The sequence below is a fragment of the Streptomyces sp. NPDC058576 genome (assembly GCF_042718715.1).
In the GTDB taxonomy this organism is placed as follows: Bacteria; Actinomycetota; Actinomycetes; order Streptomycetales; family Streptomycetaceae; genus Streptomyces.
Genome location: NZ_JBHXPF010000002.1, coordinates 289,234 through 308,257 on the forward strand (window position 1 = coordinate 289,234; position 19,024 = coordinate 308,257).

The 19,024-nt window shown below is 71.7% G+C and carries 18 protein-coding genes; 5 read left to right on the forward strand and 13 right to left on the reverse strand.

Features of this window, described 5'->3' with window-relative positions:
• Positions 1-169: 169 nt before the first annotated feature.
• From ACFWRV_RS02900 to ACFWRV_RS02920, 5 genes are all read right to left on the reverse strand, one after another.
• A complete protein-coding gene (locus ACFWRV_RS02900) occupies positions 170-328 on the reverse strand; it encodes a hypothetical protein (RefSeq protein ID WP_032785887.1) in 159 nt (52 codons plus the stop codon).
• A 66-nt stretch (positions 329-394) separates the two neighbouring features.
• Complete coding sequence (locus ACFWRV_RS02905) at positions 395-1,345, reverse strand: cytochrome c oxidase assembly protein (RefSeq protein WP_384327185.1); 951 nt, start codon at positions 1,343-1,345, stop codon at positions 395-397.
• Between the two features lie 123 nt (positions 1,346-1,468).
• Positions 1,469-2,494 (reverse strand): 6-phosphofructokinase, encoded by a 1,026-nt coding sequence (locus tag ACFWRV_RS02910; protein WP_384327187.1) that lies wholly within the window; start codon positions 2,492-2,494, stop codon positions 1,469-1,471.
• Positions 2,495-2,670: 176 nt separating this feature from the next.
• A complete protein-coding gene (locus tag ACFWRV_RS02915) occupies positions 2,671-3,399 on the reverse strand; it encodes a type 1 glutamine amidotransferase (RefSeq protein ID WP_384327189.1) in 729 nt (242 codons plus the stop codon).
• Positions 3,400-3,433: 34 nt separating this feature from the next.
• Positions 3,434-4,672, reverse strand: a complete 1,239-nt coding sequence (locus ACFWRV_RS02920) for a MurT ligase domain-containing protein (RefSeq protein WP_384327191.1) — start codon at positions 4,670-4,672, stop codon at positions 3,434-3,436.
• Between the two features lie 114 nt (positions 4,673-4,786).
• Here ACFWRV_RS02920 and def point away from each other — a divergent pair, with 114 nt between their 5' ends.
• A complete protein-coding gene (gene def / locus ACFWRV_RS02925; RefSeq protein WP_384327193.1) occupies positions 4,787-5,332 on the forward strand; it encodes a peptide deformylase in 546 nt (181 codons plus the stop codon).
• Between the two features lie 28 nt (positions 5,333-5,360).
• Here def and ACFWRV_RS02930 read toward each other — a convergent pair whose 3' ends face one another.
• Positions 5,361-6,026 carry a TetR family transcriptional regulator gene (locus ACFWRV_RS02930; protein ID WP_384327194.1) on the reverse strand — a complete coding sequence of 222 codons (666 nt, stop codon included), beginning with the start codon at positions 6,024-6,026 and terminating at the stop codon, positions 5,361-5,363.
• 184 nt (positions 6,027-6,210) lie between these two features.
• On the opposite strand from ACFWRV_RS02930, the gene ACFWRV_RS02935 reads away from it, so the two are divergent.
• Positions 6,211-7,437, forward strand: a complete 1,227-nt coding sequence (locus tag ACFWRV_RS02935) for an acyl-CoA dehydrogenase family protein (RefSeq protein WP_384327196.1) — start codon at positions 6,211-6,213, stop codon at positions 7,435-7,437.
• Positions 7,438-7,502: 65 nt separating this feature from the next.
• On the opposite strand, the gene ACFWRV_RS02940 is transcribed toward ACFWRV_RS02935, so the two are convergent.
• The 5 genes from ACFWRV_RS02940 to ACFWRV_RS02960 all read right to left on the reverse strand — a co-directional run bounded on the left by ACFWRV_RS02940 (position 7,503) and on the right by ACFWRV_RS02960 (position 12,548).
• Entirely contained in the window at positions 7,503-7,991 is a 489-nt protein-coding gene (locus ACFWRV_RS02940) for a glutathione peroxidase (RefSeq protein WP_384327198.1), read from the reverse strand.
• Between the two features lie 50 nt (positions 7,992-8,041).
• A complete protein-coding gene (locus tag ACFWRV_RS02945; protein ID WP_384327201.1) occupies positions 8,042-8,566 on the reverse strand; it encodes a GNAT family N-acetyltransferase in 525 nt (174 codons plus the stop codon).
• Between the two features lie 56 nt (positions 8,567-8,622).
• Complete coding sequence (locus ACFWRV_RS02950) at positions 8,623-9,960, reverse strand: chloride channel protein (RefSeq protein ID WP_384327205.1); 1,338 nt, start codon at positions 9,958-9,960, stop codon at positions 8,623-8,625.
• Positions 9,961-10,140: 180 nt separating this feature from the next.
• Positions 10,141-11,559, reverse strand: a complete 1,419-nt coding sequence (locus ACFWRV_RS02955) for a DUF2252 domain-containing protein (RefSeq protein ID WP_384327208.1) — start codon at positions 11,557-11,559, stop codon at positions 10,141-10,143.
• A gap of 23 nt (positions 11,560-11,582) precedes the next feature.
• Positions 11,583-12,548 (reverse strand): DUF389 domain-containing protein, encoded by a 966-nt coding sequence (locus ACFWRV_RS02960; RefSeq protein ID WP_384327211.1) that lies wholly within the window; start codon positions 12,546-12,548, stop codon positions 11,583-11,585.
• Between the two features lie 174 nt (positions 12,549-12,722).
• On the opposite strand from ACFWRV_RS02960, the gene ACFWRV_RS02965 reads away from it, so the two are divergent.
• Entirely contained in the window at positions 12,723-12,977 is a 255-nt protein-coding gene (locus ACFWRV_RS02965) for a DUF6011 domain-containing protein (RefSeq protein ID WP_384327214.1), read from the forward strand.
• Positions 12,978-12,989: 12 nt separating this feature from the next.
• On the opposite strand, the gene ACFWRV_RS02970 is transcribed toward ACFWRV_RS02965, so the two are convergent.
• Both ACFWRV_RS02970 and ACFWRV_RS02975 read right to left on the reverse strand, forming a co-directional pair.
• On the reverse strand, positions 12,990-13,862 hold the full coding sequence (locus tag ACFWRV_RS02970) for an acyl-CoA thioesterase (protein WP_384327217.1): 873 nt from the start codon (positions 13,860-13,862) through the stop codon (positions 12,990-12,992).
• 34 nt (positions 13,863-13,896) lie between these two features.
• Positions 13,897-16,470 carry a DEAD/DEAH box helicase gene (locus ACFWRV_RS02975; protein WP_384327220.1) on the reverse strand — a complete coding sequence of 858 codons (2,574 nt, stop codon included), beginning with the start codon at positions 16,468-16,470 and terminating at the stop codon, positions 13,897-13,899.
• 78 nt (positions 16,471-16,548) lie between these two features.
• On the opposite strand from ACFWRV_RS02975, the gene ACFWRV_RS02980 reads away from it, so the two are divergent.
• Both ACFWRV_RS02980 and ACFWRV_RS02985 read left to right on the forward strand, forming a co-directional pair.
• Positions 16,549-17,340, forward strand: a complete 792-nt coding sequence (locus tag ACFWRV_RS02980) for a metal-dependent hydrolase (RefSeq protein ID WP_384327223.1) — start codon at positions 16,549-16,551, stop codon at positions 17,338-17,340.
• A 56-nt stretch (positions 17,341-17,396) separates the two neighbouring features.
• Complete coding sequence (locus ACFWRV_RS02985) at positions 17,397-18,995, forward strand: ATP-dependent DNA ligase (protein WP_384327226.1); 1,599 nt, start codon at positions 17,397-17,399, stop codon at positions 18,993-18,995.
• The last annotated feature ends 29 nt before the right edge of the window (positions 18,996-19,024 follow it).

Here is a 19,024-nt window from a genome sequence, read left to right on the forward strand (position 1 = left end):
TATTCGGTCGCCTTTTTTTTTTTTTTTAATCTTATTTTTTTTTCCTTGTTGTGGGGGGGGGGGGCCCCCGGCCCCCCGCCCCCCCGCACCACCATGCGACCGTAACGAACCGGTCTCCCGGCTGGTACCCGCCTCCGGGTCCGTCAGGCCTGGTCACCCGCCGTGACGCTCAGGTGTCCTGGGTGGCCAGCATGCCGAGGGTGCACAGTCCCAGCACCACCCAGCCGAACCAGAGCCAGCCACTGCTTCCCAGCGCCACCGTGTACGCGGTCACCGCGACCAGTGCCCCGACGGTCATGTATCCCATGGTCTTCGTCGATCCGGACATGCGCGCACGCTCCTCGTCGGCCGCGCGGCCGTTGTCCCCATGGTCACCCCGTATGCGCCCTCCGCGCTACTGTCCGCGCGCCTGCAAAGACGCGAGATAGGCGTTGTAGGCCGCCAGCTCCTTGTCACCGTCGCGGTCCGCCGCCCGGTCCGTGCGCCGGGCGACGCGCTGCTCGGAGTGGTACCACTGGTACACCAGCGCGATCAGCACCAGCACGGAGGGGATCTCGCTGAACGCCCACGCGATGCCGCCCGCCCAGTTCTGGTCGCTGAGGGCGTCGATGCCGAGCGACGCGGGCGGGTTCCGGTACGTCTCCACCATCGGCGTCGACGCCATCATCAGCGCGATCCCGAAGAACGCGTGGAACGGCATCCCGGCGAACAGCTCCAGCATCCGCATCAGATAGCCGGGCCGGTGCGGGCCCGGGTCCACGCCCATGATCGGCCAGAAGAAGACCAGGCCGACGGCGAGGAAGTGCACCATCATCCCGATGTGGCCCGGCTTGGAGCTCATCAGGAAGTCGAAGATCGGCGTGAAGTAGAGCGCGTACAGGCTCGCGATGAACAGCGGGATGGTGAACACCGGGTGCGAGATGATCTTCATGTACCGGCTGTGCAGCAGCTTCAGCAGCAGCTCGCGCGGCCCGATCCGCCCCCGGCCCGCCGGCGGCAGCGCGCGCAGCGCCAGCGTCACCGGGGCGCCCAGCAGCAGCAGGATCGGCGACAGCATGCTGATCACCATGTGCTGCACCATGTGCACGCTGAACATGACCATGCCGTAGTCGTTGAGCTTGGTGCACATCACCAGCGCGATGCTCAGCACGCCCAGGGTGAAGAACACGATCCGGTTCACCGGCCAGCCGTCACCGCGCCGACGCAGCCGCACCACGCCGTACCCGTACAGGGCGAGCGCCAGGATGCAGCCGGTCAGGAAGAACGGGTCGAGGGAGAGCTCCAGTCCCCGTCCCAGCGTGAACGGCGGCAGATCCATGTTCATGCCGTGCCCGCTGTGATCCATCTGTTCACTCCCGATGGGGACACGTCCCCGTTTCGTGCCGGTTGTCCGGTCCAGAGTAGAACTGCCCCCGGCCGCGGTTGCGGCCGGGGGCAGTTCTGGACGGCGTGTCCTGACGAGGCGTCTCTAGAGCACGCACTCCGCCTCGGCGTACCGCTCGGCCGGGACCGTCTTCAGCGTCTCGACCGCTTCCGCCAGCGGGACCATCACGATGTCGGTGCCGCGCAGGGCGGTCAGCATCCCGAACTCGCTCCGGTGCGCGGCCTCCACCGCGTGCCAGCCGAACCGGGTCGCCAGGACCCGGTCGTACGCGGTCGGCGTGCCGCCGCGCTGGACGTGGCCGAGGATGACCGGGCGGGCCTCCTTGCCGAGCCGCTGCTCCAGCTCGCCGGAGAGCTGCGTGGCCACCCCGGCGAACCGCTCGTGGCCGTAGATGTCCTTGACGCCCTGCTCGAACTGCATGGAGCCCTCGCGGGGCTTGGCGCCCTCGGCGACCACCACGATGGCGAATTTCTTGCCCGCCGAGAACCGCTTGCCGACCAGCTCGGTCAGCTCGTCGATGTCGAAGGGGCGCTCGGGCACCACGATCGCGTGGGCGCCGGCCGCCATCCCGGAGTGCAGGGCGATCCAGCCGGTGTGCCGGCCCATGACCTCGACGATCAGCACCCGCTGGTGCGACTCGGCGGTGGTCTTCAGCCGGTCCAGCGCCTCGGTCGCGACACCGACGGCGGTGTCGAAGCCGAAGGTGACGTCGGTGGAGGCGATGTCGTTGTCGATCGTCTTGGGGACTCCGACGATGGGCAGCCCGGCCTCGGAGAGGAGGTTGGCCGCCTTCAGCGTGCCCTCGCCGCCGATCGGGATGATGGCGTCCAGGCCGAGGTCCGCGACATGGCCGCGCGCGCGCTCCACACCGTCGCGCAGATGCGCCGGCTGGACCCGGGAGGAACCGAGGATGGTGCCGCCGCGGGCCAGGATGCCGCCCACCGCGTCAAGGTCGAGCTTGCGGTAGTCGCACTCCAGCAGGCCCTTCCAGCCGTCGTGGAACCCGATGACCTCGTCGCCGTGGTCCACCACCGCGCGGTGCACGACGGAACGGATGACGGCGTTGAGGCCGGGGCAGTCGCCGCCGGAGGTGAGTACGCCAATGCGCATGGCCCGAAAACCTTTGCAACGTGTAAGTCGATGACCGGACCACGTCGTCCGGTTGGATCCCCGCCACCCTACCGGCGCAGGGTGGCGGGACCGAACCGGACGTCCGCCTGCTGGACTCCGCTCAACCGAGCGGAAAAGCCCTCAGGCGGACGGTGCTCAAGCGAGCGGAAAGCGCCTCAGGCGGGCTGGGTCGCCGAGGCGATCCGCTCGGCCCGCAGCGCCTCGTACCAGCGGTCGTCGGTGGGCGGCAGCGCGTTGACGTCGAGGGCCAGCTTCAGCAGCAGATCGGCGATCTGCGGATTGCGGGCCATCACCGGCCCGTGCATGTACGTCCCGAAGACCGTGTCGTTGTACGCGCCCTCCGTGCCGTCCCCGGTGCCGTTGCCCCGGCCGAACTGGACCCGGGCGAACGGCCGTGCTGTCGGGCCGAGATGGGTGACGCCCTGGTGGTTCTCGAACCCGGTCAGCGGCGGCAGCCCCAAGTGCGGGTCGATGTCCGCGAGTACGTCGCCGACGCACCGCGCGCCCTCGCCGCGGGTGGAGACCACGTCGAGCAGACCGAGACCCTGCTCGCGCTCGCCGAGGTCGTTGACGAACTCGTGCCCGAGGATCTGGTAGCCCGCGCAGACCGAGAAGATGATCGCGCCGTTGGACGCGGCCCGGCTCAGCCCGCCGTCGCGGCGCAGCCGCTCGGCCGCGAGCCGCTGCGGCCGGTCCTCACCGCCGCCGATCAGATAGATGTCGCCGGACGTCGGCACCGGCTGGTCGCTGCGCACGTCGACGCGCTGCACGTCCAGACCGCGCTGCCGGGCCCGCCGCTCCACGACCAGCGCGTTGCCCTGGTCGCCGTAGGTGCTGAGCAGGTCGGGGTAGACCCAGACCAGACGCAGACCGTTGTTGCTCATGCTTCGTCCTCTCCGGAGGTGGCCGGGGCCGGGGTCAGTTGCCGACACGACGGCGCAGATCCTGGAAGGCGGTGTAGTTGGCGATGACCTCGATGCGGCCGGGCGGGGCGTACTGCACGGCCTCGTCGAGGCTCTCGCAGACCCGGAAGTCGAGACCGGCCACTTCGAGGCGGACCGCGAGGTCCAGCTTCCGGTCGCCGAGCACGAAGATCGGGTGTCCGGCCAGCTGGGTGTAGTCCACGTCCCATAGCCAGGAGGTGTCCGTGCCGTCCGCGCCGCGGGCGTTCACCGAGAGGATCACCGGCGTCGGCGGCGGGTCGATCAGCGAGAACGTCTCCAGCCAGCCGGCCGGGTTCTTCGCCAGCAGGAGGCGCAGCTCACGGTTCTGGAAGCTGACCACGTCGTAGCGTCCGGCCACCGCCTGCACCTGGTACATCCGCTCCAGCGCGACCTGCGGCGGCACCCCGAAGACGGCGGCGACGGCCGCCGAGCTGGTGGCGTTCGCCTTGTTCGCCCGGCCCGGCAGCTGGAGGTGGATCGGCCACGCCGAACCGTGCGGGTCCAGCACGTAGTCGCCGTTCAGCGCCCAGCTCGGGGCGGGGCGGCGGAAGCCGCACTGCCCGCAGAACCAGTCGTCGCCCGGACGCTGCATCACACCGCCGCAGGACGGGCAGGACCAGGCGTCGTCCTTCCATGCCTGACCGGCCGCCACCCACACCACGTTGGGCGAGGAGGAGGCCGCCCAGACGACCAGCGGGTCGTCCGCGTTGGCGATGATCACCGCCTTCGAGCCGGAAAGGCCCTCCCGCCAGTGCTCGGCCATCATCCGGGTCTCCGCCGCGCGGTCCAGCTGGTCGCGGGAGAGGTTGAGCAGCGCGATGGCCTTGGGCGTGGTGTCCCGGGCCACCCCCGCCAGATACTTCTCGTCGACCTCGATCACGCCGAACTTGGCGTCCGAGCCGCCGGCCAGCGCCGAGGTGATGCCCGCGGGCATGTTCGCGCCGAGCGCGTTCGACACGACGGGCCCCGCGGCCCGCAGCGCCTCGGCGATCAGCCGGGTGGTCGTCGTCTTGCCGTTCGTCGCCGACACGAGGATCACGTCCAGGTGCTGCGCCAGCCGCCCCAGCAGGTCGGGGTCGAGTTTGAGCGCCACCCGGCCGCCGATCACCGATCCGCTGCCCCGCCCCGCGGCTCGTGACACCGCCGCCGCGGCCTTGCCCGCCGTCACGGCCAGTTTGGCCCGCGGCGACAACGGCTCCGTGTTGCCTGCCATCGTCCTAGATCCTCCTTGCATCGGTCCGCGCCCAGCCTATCGATGTCCGGCGCGGCGACCGCACCGCGGCACCACGGGAACTCCCCGGCCCCGGCGGAACGTACGCTTGCCGCCATGCGAAACCGCCCGATCCCCGGCAGTTCCGGACTCGTCCGTGAGATGAGTCTGCTCGGCGACCCGTTGCTCCACCGGGCCTGCGAGGACGTCACGGACTTCGGCCCGTCGCTGTCGAGGCTCGTCGAGGACATGTTCGCCACGATGTACGCCGCACAGGGTGTCGGGCTCGCCGCCAACCAGATCGGCGTCCCGCTCAAGGTGTTCGTCTACGACTGCCCGGACGACGACGATGTCCGCCATCTGGGACACGTGGTCAATCCCGAACTGGTCGAGGCGGACGGACTCACCGTACGCGGACCGGAGGGCTGTCTGTCACTTCCCGGTCTGGAAGCGGGCACGGAACGCTTCGACCACGCGGTCGTCGAGGGCCTGACGCTGACCGGCGAGCCGGTCCGGATCGCCGGGACGGGATGGTTCGCCCGGTGCCTCCAGCACGAGTGCGACCACCTGGCGGGCACCGTCTACACCGACCGGCTGACCGGGCTGCGGCGCTCCCGGGCGCTGCGGGCGGCGCGCAAGGCGCCCTGGGCTCGGCGGGGCTGAGCCCGCCGCGGTCCGGTGCCCCGGCTGCTCAGAACCCCGGCCCGCCCCGGAGGTCGCGGTCGCCCGCCTCCGCCAGCCGCCCCCACAGCAGGTCGGCGAGGCTGCTCACCAGCCGTTCGCGGGAGCAGGGCCGGTCGCCGAGCCACCAGTCCCCCGCCGCGTGCATCATGCCGACGATCCCGTGCCCCCAGATGCGGGCCATCTGTTCGCTGTCCGGGCCCAGGTCGACCCGCTCCGCGATCACCTCGCCCAGCTCCTCGCCGAGGCGGCGCAGCAGTGGGGCGGAGTGCCGGCCGACGTCGAAGCCCTGCTCGGGGGAGGGGGCGGCGTCGTCCGCGCCGTCGGAGGGGTGCATCAGGAAGCGGTAGACCTGCGGGCGGGCCTCGATCGCGGCGAGATAGGTGTCGAGCGTGGCCTCCACCCGGGCGCGGCGCTCCGCGGGCGCGTCCAGGGCCGCCCGCAGGGCGCCGAGCAGGGCGTCGGTGTGGCGCTTGGCCAGCGCGCGGTAGAGGCCGCCCTTGTCCCCGAAGTGGCGGTAGAGGATCGGCTTGGTGATCCCGGCCTCGGCGGCGATGGCGTTCATGGAGGCCTGAGGTCCGTCCCTGAGCACCACCCGGTCCGCCGCTTCCAGCAACTCGCGGCGGCGGCTCTCGGCCGCGGTCCGCTGTCGCTCGGAGCTTCGTGCGGTCTCCATGTCGTCTCTCCCACCCCTGGCCGCGCGATGCCGTCGCATCGCCTCTGCACGCCCGCGCAACGTAACACTCCGCGGGCCGGGCGCCGGATCGGCTTCATGGCGGTTGACACTGCCTACTTGCCGGTAACAGACTGTGGTTACCGCAAGTAACGCATGGTTTTCGCCGCAGTGCCTGGAGGGGAACATGGCCGAGTTCACGCTTGAGCTCAACGACGACCAGAAGCAGGTCAAGGAGTGGCTCCACGGCTTCGCGGCGGATGTCATCCGCCCCGCGGCCTCGGAGTGGGACGAGCGTGAGGAAACGCCCTGGCCCGTCATCCAGGAGGCGGCGAAGGTCGGCATCTACTCCCTGGACTTCTACGCCCAGCAGTTCTTCGACCCTACGGGTCTCGGCATCCCCATGGCCATGGAAGAGCTCTTCTGGGGCGACGCGGGCATCGCCCTGTCGATCGTCGGTACGGGCCTGGCGGCCGTCGGCGTCCTCGCCAACGGCACCGAGGAGCAGATCGGCACCTGGATCCCGCAGATGTACGGCGACGCGGACGACGTGAAGGTCGCCGCCTTCTGCTCCTCCGAGCCCGACGCCGGATCCGACGTCGCCTCCATGCGTACACGCGCCGTCTACGACGAGGCGAAGGACGAGTGGGTCCTCAACGGGACCAAGACCTGGGCGACCAACGGCGGCATAGCAGGCGTCCATGTGGTCGTCGCCGTCGTCGACCCCGGCATCGGCTCCAAGGGGCACGCCTCCTTCATCGTGCCGCCGAACACCCCCGGCCTCTCCCAGGGCCAGAAGTTCAAGAAGCACGGCATCCGCGCCTCCCACACCGCCGAGGTGGTCCTGGAGGACGTCCGCGTCCCCGGGCACTGCCTGCTCGGCGGCAAGCAGAAGCTCGACGAGCGCCTCGCCCGCGCCCGCGAGCGCGCCAAGTCCGGCGGCGAGCGGGTCAAGAACGCGGCGATGGCCACCTTCGAGGCCTCCCGCCCCGCCGTCGGCGCGATGGCCGTGGGCACCGCCCGCGCCGCGTACGAGGTCGCCCTCGACTACGCGAAGACCCGCAGCCAGTTCGGCCGCCCGATCATCGACAACCAGGGCATCGCCTTCCAGCTCGCCGACATGCGCACCCGGATCGACGCGGCCCGGCTGCTGGTCTGGCGCGCCTCCTGGATGGCCACCACCGGCAAGCCGTTCACCTCGGCCGAGGGCTCCATGTCGAAGCTGTACGCGAGCGAGACCGCCCGGGACGTCACCGCGCAGGCGATCCAGATCCTCGGCGGCAACGGCTTCACCCGCGAGTACCCCGTCGAGCGCATGCACCGCGACGCGGCCATCTACACCATCTTCGAGGGCACCAGCGAGATCCAGCGCCTGGTGATCGCCCGCACGCTCTCGGGCATGCCGATCCGCTAGCGCGGAAGCGGCGAAACGGAAGGGGCGGCCGGGACACACGTCCCCGGCCGCCCCTTCCGGCGTACTCAGCCCCGCAGCTGCGCCTCGATCGCCGCCACGACCTCCGTGGACTCCGGCTCGGAGCGCGGCCGGATCCGGGCCACCGGCTCACCGGCCGGGGAGATCACGAACTTCTCGAAGTTCCACTGGACGTCCCCGGCCTCCCCGTCCGCGTCCGCCAGCTTCGTCAGCTCCGCGTACAGCGGGTGCCGGTCGCCGCCGTTGACGTCGACCTTCTCCAGCAGCGGGAAGCTGACCCCGTACGTCGTCGAGCAGAAGGTCTGGATCTCCTCCGCGCTGCCCGGCTCCTGCCCGGCGAACTGGTTGCACGGGACGCCGAGCACGGTCAGGCCACGGTCCCCGTAGTTCTGCTGCAGCCGCTCCAGGCCCTCGTACTGCGGGGTGAGCCCGCACTTGGAGGCCACGTTCACCAGCAGGACGGTCCGGCCGCTGTACGCGCCCAGCGTGGTCGGCTCGCCCGTGAGGGTGCGCAGCGGAATGTCGTGCAGCGTCATGAAACTCTCCCTGATCATTGCGTGGTGGTACTCATTGTGCCGCCCACCGCTCACGGAGCGGCGAGCTCCTTGTAGTAGAAGGTCGTCGGCTGGAGGATGCCCGTCGGATTCGCCGCGTATCCCGGCACGCTCCCGACCTTCGTCCACCCCGCCCCGCAGTAGACCTGCTCGGCCAGGCTGCCGCTCTCGGTGTCCAGGATCAGCAGCGTGATGCCCTCGGTCGCCGCGTACGCCTCGACCGCCGCCAGCAGCGCGCCGCCGAGCCCCTGGCCGCGCGCGGAGGGACGGACCATCAGCTTGGCGACCTCCGCGCGGTGCCGGGCGTTCGGCAGCGGAGCGCGGACCAGGGCGATCGTCCCGGAGACCCGACCGCCCTCGCGGGCGATCCAGATGCCGATGGTCCCGGCCTCCACGGCGGCGGCCCGCTCCCGCCACCAGATGGCGGCCGCTTCCCGGTCCAACGGGGCGAGGAAGCCCACCGAGGAACCCTCCTCGACGGTCTCGACCAGGAGGCCGGCCAGGTCGTCGGCGTACGTGACCAGCTCGGGGGCGGACACGTGGACGATCTCGGTCATGGGGAGGGTCCTTTCACGAAACAGGAGCAGGAACCGGGAGGAAACCCACGGGAAGATCACACCGCTTCCGGCCCCGCCCTGTCCACCGGATCGGGCGTCAGCCTGAGCGTGACCACGTACGCCACCACCACCGACACGATCACCAGGGGCATCACGGTGAGCCCCTCCCCGCCCAGCAGAAGCGTCGCCAGGAGCACCGAGGTCATCGGCAGCCGCAGCATCGCCACGCACATGGCCCCGACGCCCATCGCGAACCCCGCCGTGAGAGGCAGCCCCGGCAGATGGGACAGCGCGACACCGCCCACCGCCCCGACGAACATCGCGGGAAAGACGGGGCCGCCCCGGAAACAGCTCAACGAGGCGCAGTAGGCGAGGGACTTGCAGACGATGAGCAGGACCAGCGCGCCGACCGAATACTCCGCGCTCCCGGTCAGGAGATGGCCCAGCTCGTGCTCGCCCGAGTACAGCACCTCGGACGCGTCCTTGCCCGACGTCTCCGCGTACACCAGCGCGAGCGCGCCCACGACCAGCCCCATCACCGCCGTGGCCACCACCGTCCGCCGCTCCACGCGTTCCTGCAGAGCCAGCGACAGCCGGCGGATGCCCGCGCCGGCGAAGGCGGCCGCGACACCGAGGACCAGTGCCCACCCGAACCCGGCGACATCGGGGTTCGCCGCCGGCGGGACCTCGCCCAGCGTCAGGGAGTACGTCCCCAGCCCCGTCCAGGACCCCAGCCCCGTGAAGATCAGCGCGCCGATCCCGGCCGAGAGCAGCCCGGGCACCAGGACCACCCCCAGCATCGGCCCGGCCAGTCCCGCCACCTCCATCAGCAAGAACGCGCCCAGCAGCGGCGATCCCAGCAGGGCGCTCACCGCGGCGAAACTCCCCGAGGCCCCCACCAGGGCCCGCCCGTCCGGCGCGAGATCCCGCTTGAGGCGGCCCGCCGTCCAGACGGCCAGCCCGCCGCCCAGCGCGATCAGCGGCGCCTCCGGCCCGAGCACGGCCCCCACGCCCAGCGAGAGGAGCGCCGCCAGAGCGATACCGGGCAGGTCCGCCGGCGCAGGGGCCCCGGTGGACACCAGCCCCTCCGCCGGCCGGTGCCCGCCCCCGCCCGGCAGCCGGCGGACGACGAGCCCGACCAGGAGGCCGGCGACGCCGAGCAGCGGGACGGGCCACCACGACGGCGTCTCCTCGAAGCCCAGCGCCCTCGGCAGCTCTGTGTACGTCAGCGACTGGAGCTCCGAGACCAGCGCCAGGAAGCCGAACGCGATCGCGGAGACGGGCACCCCGAGAACGGCCGCCATCAGCAGCAGCCCCGCGTACTTCCGCGTGCGGACCGCCGCGTACGGGCTCTCCGGCGCGGTGACAGGTGCGCCCGGAGGGGTGGTCGGCATGATCTCGACTCCTCGGCGTGACGACCCCCGGAAGGGGACGGTGTCCCCGCGGGTTCACGTCCAACTACCACGCACCGGCGGACCGGGCGGCGCCTCGCCGCCGGGGACACGCCCTGCGTCGCGGAAGGTCAGCCGCCCGGCCCCGTGGGACCGCTCGCGCCGCCGCCCGCACGCCCCGCCTCAGCCGTCCGCCGGCAGCCGCCCCGCGGCCACCGCGTCGACCAGCGCCCGGTGATCGAGCTCGTTGCGGTCCGCGTACGACTCCGCGAACGTGGCGATCGCCCGCTCGAAGACGTCCTTGCTCCCCAGGTAGGCGGCGATGGCGATCCGGTCCCCGGACCTGGCGTGGGCGCGGGCCAGCGTGGCCCCGCACACCTCGCCGAACGCCCGCATCCCCTTGGGCACCATCGCCTCCGGTTCGGCGATGCCCTTCCAGTCCCGCAGCTGTCGCACATAGAAGTCCCGGCTCCGGCCGTCGATCCCGTGCGCCCGCTCCCAGCCGAGGAAGATGTCGCTGGAGGCCTGCATCAGCCGCTGCCCCGCCACCACCCGCTCACCCTGGTTCGCGTACCGGCTCGCCCCGGTGTAATCGGCCAGCACCGAGGGACCGGCCTCCTTGGCCTGGAGCAGGAGCGGATCCCCGCCGTCCCGGCCGAGCAGCAGGATGATCCAGCACCGGGTGCCGACACTGCCCACACCGACGACCTTCCGCGCCACATCCACCAGCGCGAAGTCCTCCAGCAGACTGCGCCGGTCGGACGCCAGGCTGTCGGCGTAGCCCGCCACCAGGCCCGCGAACTGCCCGTACACCGCTTCGCGCTCCACACCGGGCAGCAGATCGGTGAGCGGCACGACCATCGGCGGGTCCGCCGCGATCCGCAGCCGCCCGTCGACCACCTCGGCGAGCTTGCCGAAGGCCTGCAGACTGTCCCGGGAGCGGGCCCTGCCCAGCGCCCGGTCGACGTTCCTGCGCCCCCGTCCGCTCAACTGCTCCGCCGCCACCGTGCGCAGCCGCTCGGCATCGGTCCTCGCGTACCACACCTCCAGATTCCGCATCCCTGCGTACCGGGCCATCGCCTCCCGGTACGAGCGGACCGAGGCCCGGACGATCCCGGCCCGCTCCCGGTCCGTGAAGCCGTTCGCCCGCCCCGCGATCACGAGACTGGCCGCCAGCCGTTTGACGTCCCACTCCCAGGGCCCCGGCAGCGTCTCGTCGAAGTCGTTGATGTCGAAGAGCAGATTCCGCTCGGGCGAGGCCAGCAGCCGGAAGTTCAAAAGGTGGGCGTCGCCGCACAGCTGCGCCCGGATCCCCGAGTCCGGGGTGCCGGCCAGGTCGGCGGCCATCAGGGCGGCCGCGCCCCGGTAGAAGCGGAACGGGGACTCGGTCATCCGGCCGTAGCGGATCGGGACCAGCTCGGGGACCCGGTCCGCGGACTGCGCTTCGAGGACGGTCAGCGGGTCGGGGCGCTCCGGCGACGACGTGAACTGCGCATGGCTCGACCGGGGAGCCTTCCGGCGCGCGGCTCTGCCCAGGGCGGCGCGTTCGGCCGGTGTCGCGTGCGGTGCGGCGCGCAGGGATGCCGTTGCTTCCCGGTCCATGAGGTGCCCCTTTCCGGAGTTCGTCAGGTCCCTGCCGCGGCCTCGCGGTCACGGTCGCGCCGGAGGCCGACCCTCCGCCAGATCGCCCGCTGGGCCTTGAGCGTGGCCGTGCCCACCACGATCAGCACCAGGATGTTCACCCCGAGCTGGATGGCCGAGCCCCGTACGTCGGTCCAGCTGGTGAACGCGGTGGAGACGGCGATGTCCGCGGCGGCGGGGATCGTCGTCACGGAGATGAACACGCCGAGCAGGGCGCTCGTCCGGGCCTCGGTCAGCGACACGATCCCGACGATCCCGGCCAGGGTGGCGACGGCGACCGAGAAGAAGTTCGGCGTGTTGATGAGGTTGGAGACGGGGCGCAGCCCCCGGTCGAACGCCTCCGACTCCAGCCCGAAACCGCGGATGAGCAGCGCGAAGAGGAAGGTGACCACGATGGTGAGGAGGAAGCCGATGCCCAGGGCGGTCAGCCCGCCGCGCACCATGGCCCGGTGCCGCCGGTCGATCCCCAGCGCCACGCTGACGATCGCGCCGTACTCCGGCCCGACGACCATCGCCGCCACGATCAGGATCTGCGAGTTGGTGACGATGCCGACCGAGCCGATCAGGCCGGCGATGACCAGGTAGAGGTAGAAGCTCGGCGGGTACCGTCCCCCGGACCTGATGCGAGCCTCGACCTGTTCCCAGACCGGGGCCCGGCTCAGCGGCCCCAGCTCCCGCTGCCCACCTTCGGTGGCCGCGCCGGAGAAGGCCATGTCGACCGGTTCGATGACCAGGGAGCCCCGCTGGTCGAGATGGACGGCGCGCAGGCGGTGCAGTACGTCGTTGGCCGCTCCCGTCAGCACGTCGCAGGCGATGGAGTCGCCGTCGGGGTTGCGCGCCGCGTCGCGCTGGACGATGAGGTTGAGCACGCAGGGGTCGCCCGAGAGCAGGCCGACGACCTCGTCGGTCAGGTCCGGCGGGCTCACCGCGCGGATGTGGATCATGTCCATCCCGGCACCTCCGCGGCTCCCGGCCCCGCGTCGCACGGAACTCCGCCCGGCCGGCGGCCCGGGGGCTCACTCCAGTAACGCGGCCCCGCCACCGTTCGGCAAACCGGGCGGCCGGGCCGGGAAGGCCGGGAGCGGCCGCAGGCGGTCGCCCGCTTGTGCTGGGATCATCGAGGGGTGGACACACCCGATGCCTTCCCCGAACCGCTGCCCGGGGCCGACGAAGCGGTCCGCGAGGAGACGGCCGCCGCCGACGGGACGCCGGAGCGCCGCCGCCTCGTCCGCTGTCGGCTCTGCGGCCGCCCCCTCACCGGGACCGACTCGCGCCGGGCCGGCCTCGGCCCGTCCTGCGACGCCAAGCTGCACCCCGCCCCGCCGGACATCCGCACCCGCCGCCACGAGGTCGACCAGGACCCGCTGCCCGGCACCTGAGCCGGAACGGAGCTACTTCTCCAGCCGCCGGAACAGCCCCTCCTGCACCACCGACACCAGCAGCTGCCCCGAACGGTCGTAGATCCGGCCCCGCGCCAGACCCCGGCCGCCCGTCGCGATCGGGGACTCCTGGTCGTACAGGAACCACTCGTCCGCCCGGAACGGCCGGTGGAACCACATCGCGTGGTCCAGAGACGCCATGTCGAAGCCGCGCGGACCCCACAGCGGCTCCACCGGGATGCGCACCGCGTCCAGCAGCGTCATGTCGCTCGCGTACGTCAGCGCGCAGGTGTGCACCAGCGGGTCGTCGCCCAGCGGGCCCACCGCCCGCATCCACACCGCGCTGCGCGGATCGGCGTCCTTGACCTCGTCCCTCGTCCACCGGAGCCGGTCGACGTACCGGATGTCGAAGGGCTGCCGCCGGGCCATCCGCTCCAGCGCCTCCGGCAGCGCGCCCAGGTGCTCGCGCACCTCCTCGGCGACCGTCGGCAGCTCCTCCGGGTCCGGGACGATCCGGGCCGGCGGCAGCTGGTGCTCGAAGCCCGCCTCCTCGGGGCGGTGGAAGGACGCCGTCAGGTTGAAGATCGTCCGGCCCTCCTGGACGGCCGTCACCCGCCGGGTGGTGAAGGACCGGCCGTCCCGCACCCGCTCCACCTGGTAGACGATCGGCACGCCGGGACGTCCCGGCCGCAGGAAGTAGGCGTGCAGCGAGTGCACCGGCCTCTCCCCGTCGGTGGTCCGGCCCGCCGCCACCAGCGCCTGGCCCGCGACCTGCCCGCCGAAGACCCGTTGCAGGGACTCGTCCGGGCTGCGGCCCCGGAAGATGTTGACCTCGATCCGCTCCAGGTCGAGAAGGTCGACCAGGCGCTCGGCCGGATTCGTCATGCCGTACCTCTCCCGTTACGCGTCAGAGTCCGGTTCACAGCTGGCCGACCTCGGTGACCCGGACGACCGCCCGGCCCTCCTCGTCGGACGCGGCCAGGTCCACCTCGGCCTTGATGCCCCAGTCGTGATCGCCCGCCGGGTCGGCGAACGCCTGCCAGACCCGCCACAGCCCGTGCGCCGGGTCCTCCTCGATCTTCAGCAGCTTCGGACCGCGCGCGTCCGGACCCGTACCGATCTCCTCGTGCGCGTCCCAGTACGCGTCCAGGGCCTCGCCCCACGCGTCCTCGTCCCACCCGGCGTCGCCGTCCAGCTCGCCCAGGTCCCGCGCCCGGTCCAGCGCGGCCAGCTCCACCCGGCGGAACATCGCGTTGCGCACCAGCACCCGGAAGGCGCGGGTGTTGGCCGTGACCGGCTTGACCTCGTCCGCCTTCTCCTGCGCCTGCTCGGCGGTCTCCACCTCGGGGTTGGCCAGCTGCTCCCACTCGTCCAGCAGACTGGAGTCCACCTGGCGCACCATCTCGCCGAGCCAGGAGATCAGGTCCTGGAGGTCCTCCGACTTCACGTCGTCGGGGATCGTGTGCTCCAGCGCCTTGTACGCGCTCGCCAGATACCGCAGCACGATGCCCTCGGTCCGGGCCAGCTCGTAGTGCGAGGTGAACTCCGTGAACGTCATGGCGCGCTCGAACATGTCCCGGATCACCGACTTCGGCGACACCGGGTGGTCGTTCACCCACGGGTGACTCGTGCGGTACACGTCGTAGGCGTGCCACAGCAGCTCGCTCAACGGCTTGGGGTAGGTGACCTCCTGGAGCCGCTCCATCCGCTCCTCGTACTCGACCCCGTCCGCCTTCATCTGCCCCACGGCCTCGCCGCGCGCCTTGTTCTGCTGGGCGGCCAGGATCTGCCGGGGATCGTCCAGCGTCGACTCGACGACCGAGACCATGTCCAGTGCGTACGAGGGCGATTCGGCGTCCAGCAGGTCGAACGCGGCCAGCGCGAACGTGGAGAGCGGCTGGTTCAGCGCGAAGTCCTGCTGGAGGTCGACCGTCAGACGCACGATCCGGCCCTCCGCGTCCGGGGTGTCCAACTGCTCCACCACCCCGCCGTCCAGCAGCGAGCGGTAGATGGCGATGGCCCGCCGGATGTGCCGCAGCTGCGCCCGGCGCGGCTCGTGGTTGTCCTCCAGCAGATGCCGCATCGCCTCGAACGCGTTGCCGGGACGCGCGATGACCGCGAGCAGCATGGTGTGGGTGACCCGGAAACGGGAGTTCAGCGGCTCCGGCTCGGACTGGATCAGCTTGTCGAACGTGGTCTCCGACCAGGCGACGAAGCCTTCCGGGGCCTTCTTGCGGACCACCTTGCGCTTCTTCTTCGGGTCGTCGCCCGCCTTCTTGACGGCCTTCTCGTTCTCGATGACGTGCTCGGGGGCCTGCGCCACCACGAACCCGGCCGTGTCGAACCCGGCCCGCCCGGCCCGGCCTGCGATCTGGTGGAACTCCCGCGCGCGCAGGGTCCGCACCCGGGTGCCGTCGTACTTGGTGAGCGCCGTGAACAGCACCGTCCGGATGGGTACGTTGACGCCGACGCCGAGCGTGTCCGTCCCGCAGATCACCTTCAGCAGACCCGCCTGGGCCAGTTTCTCCACCAGACGGCGGTACTTCGGCAGCATCCCCGCGTGGTGCACGCCGATGCCGTGGCGCACGTAACGGGAGAGGTTCTGGCCGAACTTGGTGGTGAAGCGGAAGCTGCCGATCAGATCGGCGATCTTCTCCTTCTCCTCCTTCGTGCACATGTTGATGCTCATCAGCGACTGGGCCCGCTCGACGGCCGCCGCCTGCGTGAAGTGCACGATGTAGACCGGCGACTGCCGGGTGTCCAGCAGCTCGGTGAGGGTCTCGGTGATCGGCGTGAAGCGGTACTCGTAGCTCAGCGGCACCGGACGGGTCGCCGAGCGCACCACGGACGTGGGCCGGCCGGTACGGCGGGTCAGATCCTTCTCGAACATCGCGACGTCGCCGAGGGTCGCCGACATCAGCACGAACTGCGCCTGCGGCAGCTCCAGCAGCGGGATCTGCCAGGCCCAGCCCCGGTCCGGCTCGGCGTAGAAGTGGAACTCGTCCATCACGACCTGGCCGATGTCGGCGTACTTCCCGTCGCGCAGCGCGATGGAGGCCAGCACCTCGGCCGTACAGCAGATCACCGGGGCGTCCGCGTTGACCGAGGCGTCGCCGGTCAGCATGCCGACGTTCTCGGTGCCGAAGAGCTTGCACAGGTCGAAGAACTTCTCCGACACCAGAGCCTTGATCGGCGCCGTGTAGAAGGTGACCTTGTCCTGCGCCAGCGCCGTGAAGTGCGCGGCCGCCGCCACCAGGCTCTTTCCCGAGCCGGTCGGGGTGGAAAGGATCACGTTCGCCCCGGAGACCACCTCGATCAGCGCTTCCTCCTGAGCCGGGTACATCGTGATGCCCTGGCTCTCGGTCCATGAGGAGAAGGCCTCGAAGAGGGCGTCCGGGTCGGGGGTCTTGGGCAGCTGGTCGATGAGGGTCACGCCCCCATCTTGCCTGCCTTCCGCCCCGATGAGGGAACCGGCCGACGCGACCAAGATCATGGGCGATACGCTGCGGTCTCAACCTGCCCGCTCCGTAGCGGTGATGGGCGCACGCGACACTGGGGGCGGGAAAAGATCATGATGGGACCGGCACACTCGCTCTCAGGAGCGGCGGCCTGGCTGGGGGTCGGCGCGGCGGCCGCCGCCACGGGCCACACCATGCCCTGGCCGGTCCTGCTCGTCGGGGCGCTGATCAGTGCGGGCGCGGCCCTCGCCCCCGACCTCGACCACAAGGCCGCGACCATCTCTCGCGCCTTCGGCCCCGTCTCCAAAGCGCTCTGCGAGATCACCGACAAGCTCTCCTACGCCGTCTACAAGGCCACCAAGAGCACCGCGGACCCCCGCCGCACCGGCGGCCACCGCACCCTCACCCACACCTGGTTCTTCGCCGTCCTGATGGGTGCCGGCTGCTCCGTCGCCGCGGTCACCGGAGGGCGCTGGGCAGTCCTCGCGATCCTCTTCGTCCACCTCGTGCTCGCCGTGGAGGGCCTGCTCTGGCGGGCGGCCCGGGTCTCCAGCGACGTGCTCGTCTGGCTGCTCGGCGCGACCAGCGCCTGGATCCTCGCGGGCGTTCTCGACCAGCCCGGCAACGGGGCCGGCTGGCTGTTCGACGCCCCCGGCCAGGAGTACATGTGGCTCGGCCTGCCCATCGTGCTGGGGGCGCTGGTCCACGACATCGGCGACGCCCTGACCATCTCCGGCTGCCCGGTCCTGTGGCCCCTCCCGATCGGCGGCAAGCGGTGGTATCCGCTCGGCCCGCCGAAGTTCATGCGTTTCCGGGCCGGCAGCTGGGTGGAGATCAAGCTGCTGATGCCCGCCTTCATGGTGCTCGGGGGAGTGGGCGGGGCGGCCGCCCTCAACTTCATATGACGCACCGGGCGCGCGGCGGGCGGGCGGCACGCTCCGCCCCGTAGCACCATGGGCGCATGCTGCTCGCCGAGCTCGCCCAGGTGTCCCTGGAGGTCGCCGCCACCTCCGCCCGGTCCAAGAAGGTGGCGCTCCTCGCCGGCCTCTTCCGGGACGCCGGACCCGCGGACGTCCCCGTCGTCATCCCGTACCTCGCCGGCCGGCTGCCCCAGGGCCGGATCGGAGTGGGGTGGCGCAGCCTCGGGGACCCGGTGGAGCCCGCCGCCGAAGCCACCCTCACCGTCACCGGCGTCGACGCCGAGCTGACCGCGCTGGCCGCCGTTTCCGGCCCCGGCTCCCAGGCCCGCCGCAAGGAGCACCTGCGCGCCCTGTTCGCCGCCGCCACCGAGGACGAGCAGCGCTTCCTGCGGGCCCTGCTCACCGGCGAGGTACGCCAGGGAGCGCTGGACGCCGTCGCCGCCGACGCCTTGGCCCACGCCGCCGACGCCCCGCCCGCCGACGTACGGCGCGCCGTGATGCTCGCCGGATCGCTCCAGGAGGTCGCCGGGGCGCTCCTCGCGGAGGGCCCCGGCGCGCTCGCCGCCTTCCGCCTCACCGTCGGGCGGCCCGTCCAGCCGATGCTGGCGCACACCGCCGCCTCGGTCGGCGAGGCCCTCGACAAGCTGGGCCCCTGCGTCGTGGAGGAGAAGCTCGACGGGATCCGGGTGCAGGTCCACCGCGACGGCGACCGCGTCCGCGTCTACACCCGCACCCTCGACGACATCACCGACCGGCTGCCCGAGCTCACCGCCGCCGTCGCCGCCCTCCCGGCCGACCGCTTCATCCTGGACGGCGAGGTGCTCGCCCTGGGGGAGGACTGCAGGCCCCGGCCCTTCCAGGAGACCGCCTCCCGGGTGGGCTCCCGGCGGGACGTGGCCGGAGCCGCCGCGCACGTGCCCGTCGTCCCGGTCTTCTTCGACGCGCTCCTCGTCGACGACGAGGACCTGCTCGACCTGCCCTTCACCGACCGCCACGCGGCCCTGGCCCGGCTGCTCCCCGAGCACCTGCGCGTCCGGCGTACGGTCGTCGACGACCCCGAAGACGCCGGGGTCCGCGCGGCGGCCGACGCGTTCCTGGCCGACACCCTGGAACGCGGCCACGAGGGCGTCGTCGTCAAGGACCCGACCGCCGCCTACAGCGCGGGCCGCCGGGGCGCGGCCTGGCTGAAGGTGAAGCCGGTGCACACCCTCGACCTGGTGGTGCTGGCCGTCGAGTGGGGCAGCGGCCGACGCACCGGCAAGCTCTCCAACCTGCACCTGGGCGCACGCAGGCCCGACGGTACGTTCGCCATGCTCGGGAAGACCTTCAAGGGGCTCACGGACGCCCTGCTGGAGTGGCAGACCGAGCGCCTGGGGGAGCTGGCGACCCACGACGACGGCCATGTCGTCACCGTGCGCCCGGAACTCGTCGTGGAGATCGCCTACGACGGACTCCAGCGCTCCACCCGCTACCCCGCCGGGGTCACCCTCCGGTTCGCCCGCGTCCTGCGCTACCGGGAGGACAAGACCGCGCGGGAGGCGGACACCGTGGAGACGGTCCTGTCCCGGCAGCCGTGGGCGGCCCCCCGGCGCCCCGGACCGGCCGCACCCCGCCAACGGGGGACTACTGTTATAAGGTAGCCCCCCAGTGGGGCATTGGGAGATTGACG

Excerpts from the sequence above, each read along its gene's own strand:
- ACFWRV_RS02900 (WP_032785887.1), bottom strand. The coding sequence starts at position 328 with ATGTCCGGATCGACGAAGACCATGGGATACATGACCGTCGGGGCACTG.
- ACFWRV_RS02905 (WP_384327185.1), bottom strand. The coding sequence starts at position 1,345 with ATGGATCACAGCGGGCACGGCATGAACATGGATCTGCCGCCGTTCACG.
- ACFWRV_RS02910 (WP_384327187.1), bottom strand. The coding sequence starts at position 2,494 with ATGCGCATTGGCGTACTCACCTCCGGCGGCGACTGCCCCGGCCTCAAC.
- ACFWRV_RS02915 (WP_384327189.1), bottom strand. The coding sequence starts at position 3,399 with ATGAGCAACAACGGTCTGCGTCTGGTCTGGGTCTACCCCGACCTGCTC.
- ACFWRV_RS02920 (WP_384327191.1), bottom strand. The coding sequence starts at position 4,672 with ATGGCAGGCAACACGGAGCCGTTGTCGCCGCGGGCCAAACTGGCCGTG.
- def (WP_384327193.1), top strand. The coding sequence starts at position 4,787 with ATGCGAAACCGCCCGATCCCCGGCAGTTCCGGACTCGTCCGTGAGATG.
- ACFWRV_RS02930 (WP_384327194.1), bottom strand. The coding sequence starts at position 6,026 with ATGGAGACCGCACGAAGCTCCGAGCGACAGCGGACCGCGGCCGAGAGC.
- ACFWRV_RS02935 (WP_384327196.1), top strand. The coding sequence starts at position 6,211 with ATGGCCGAGTTCACGCTTGAGCTCAACGACGACCAGAAGCAGGTCAAG.
- ACFWRV_RS02940 (WP_384327198.1), bottom strand. The coding sequence starts at position 7,991 with ATGACGCTGCACGACATTCCGCTGCGCACCCTCACGGGCGAGCCGACC.
- ACFWRV_RS02945 (WP_384327201.1), bottom strand. The coding sequence starts at position 8,566 with ATGACCGAGATCGTCCACGTGTCCGCCCCCGAGCTGGTCACGTACGCC.
- ACFWRV_RS02950 (WP_384327205.1), bottom strand. The coding sequence starts at position 9,960 with ATGCCGACCACCCCTCCGGGCGCACCTGTCACCGCGCCGGAGAGCCCG.
- ACFWRV_RS02955 (WP_384327208.1), bottom strand. The coding sequence starts at position 11,559 with ATGGACCGGGAAGCAACGGCATCCCTGCGCGCCGCACCGCACGCGACA.
- ACFWRV_RS02960 (WP_384327211.1), bottom strand. The coding sequence starts at position 12,548 with ATGGACATGATCCACATCCGCGCGGTGAGCCCGCCGGACCTGACCGAC.
- ACFWRV_RS02970 (WP_384327217.1), bottom strand. The coding sequence starts at position 13,862 with ATGACGAATCCGGCCGAGCGCCTGGTCGACCTTCTCGACCTGGAGCGG.
- ACFWRV_RS02975 (WP_384327220.1), bottom strand. The coding sequence starts at position 16,470 with ATGATCTTGGTCGCGTCGGCCGGTTCCCTCATCGGGGCGGAAGGCAGG.
- ACFWRV_RS02980 (WP_384327223.1), top strand. The coding sequence starts at position 16,549 with ATGATGGGACCGGCACACTCGCTCTCAGGAGCGGCGGCCTGGCTGGGG.
- ACFWRV_RS02985 (WP_384327226.1), top strand. The coding sequence starts at position 17,397 with ATGCTGCTCGCCGAGCTCGCCCAGGTGTCCCTGGAGGTCGCCGCCACC.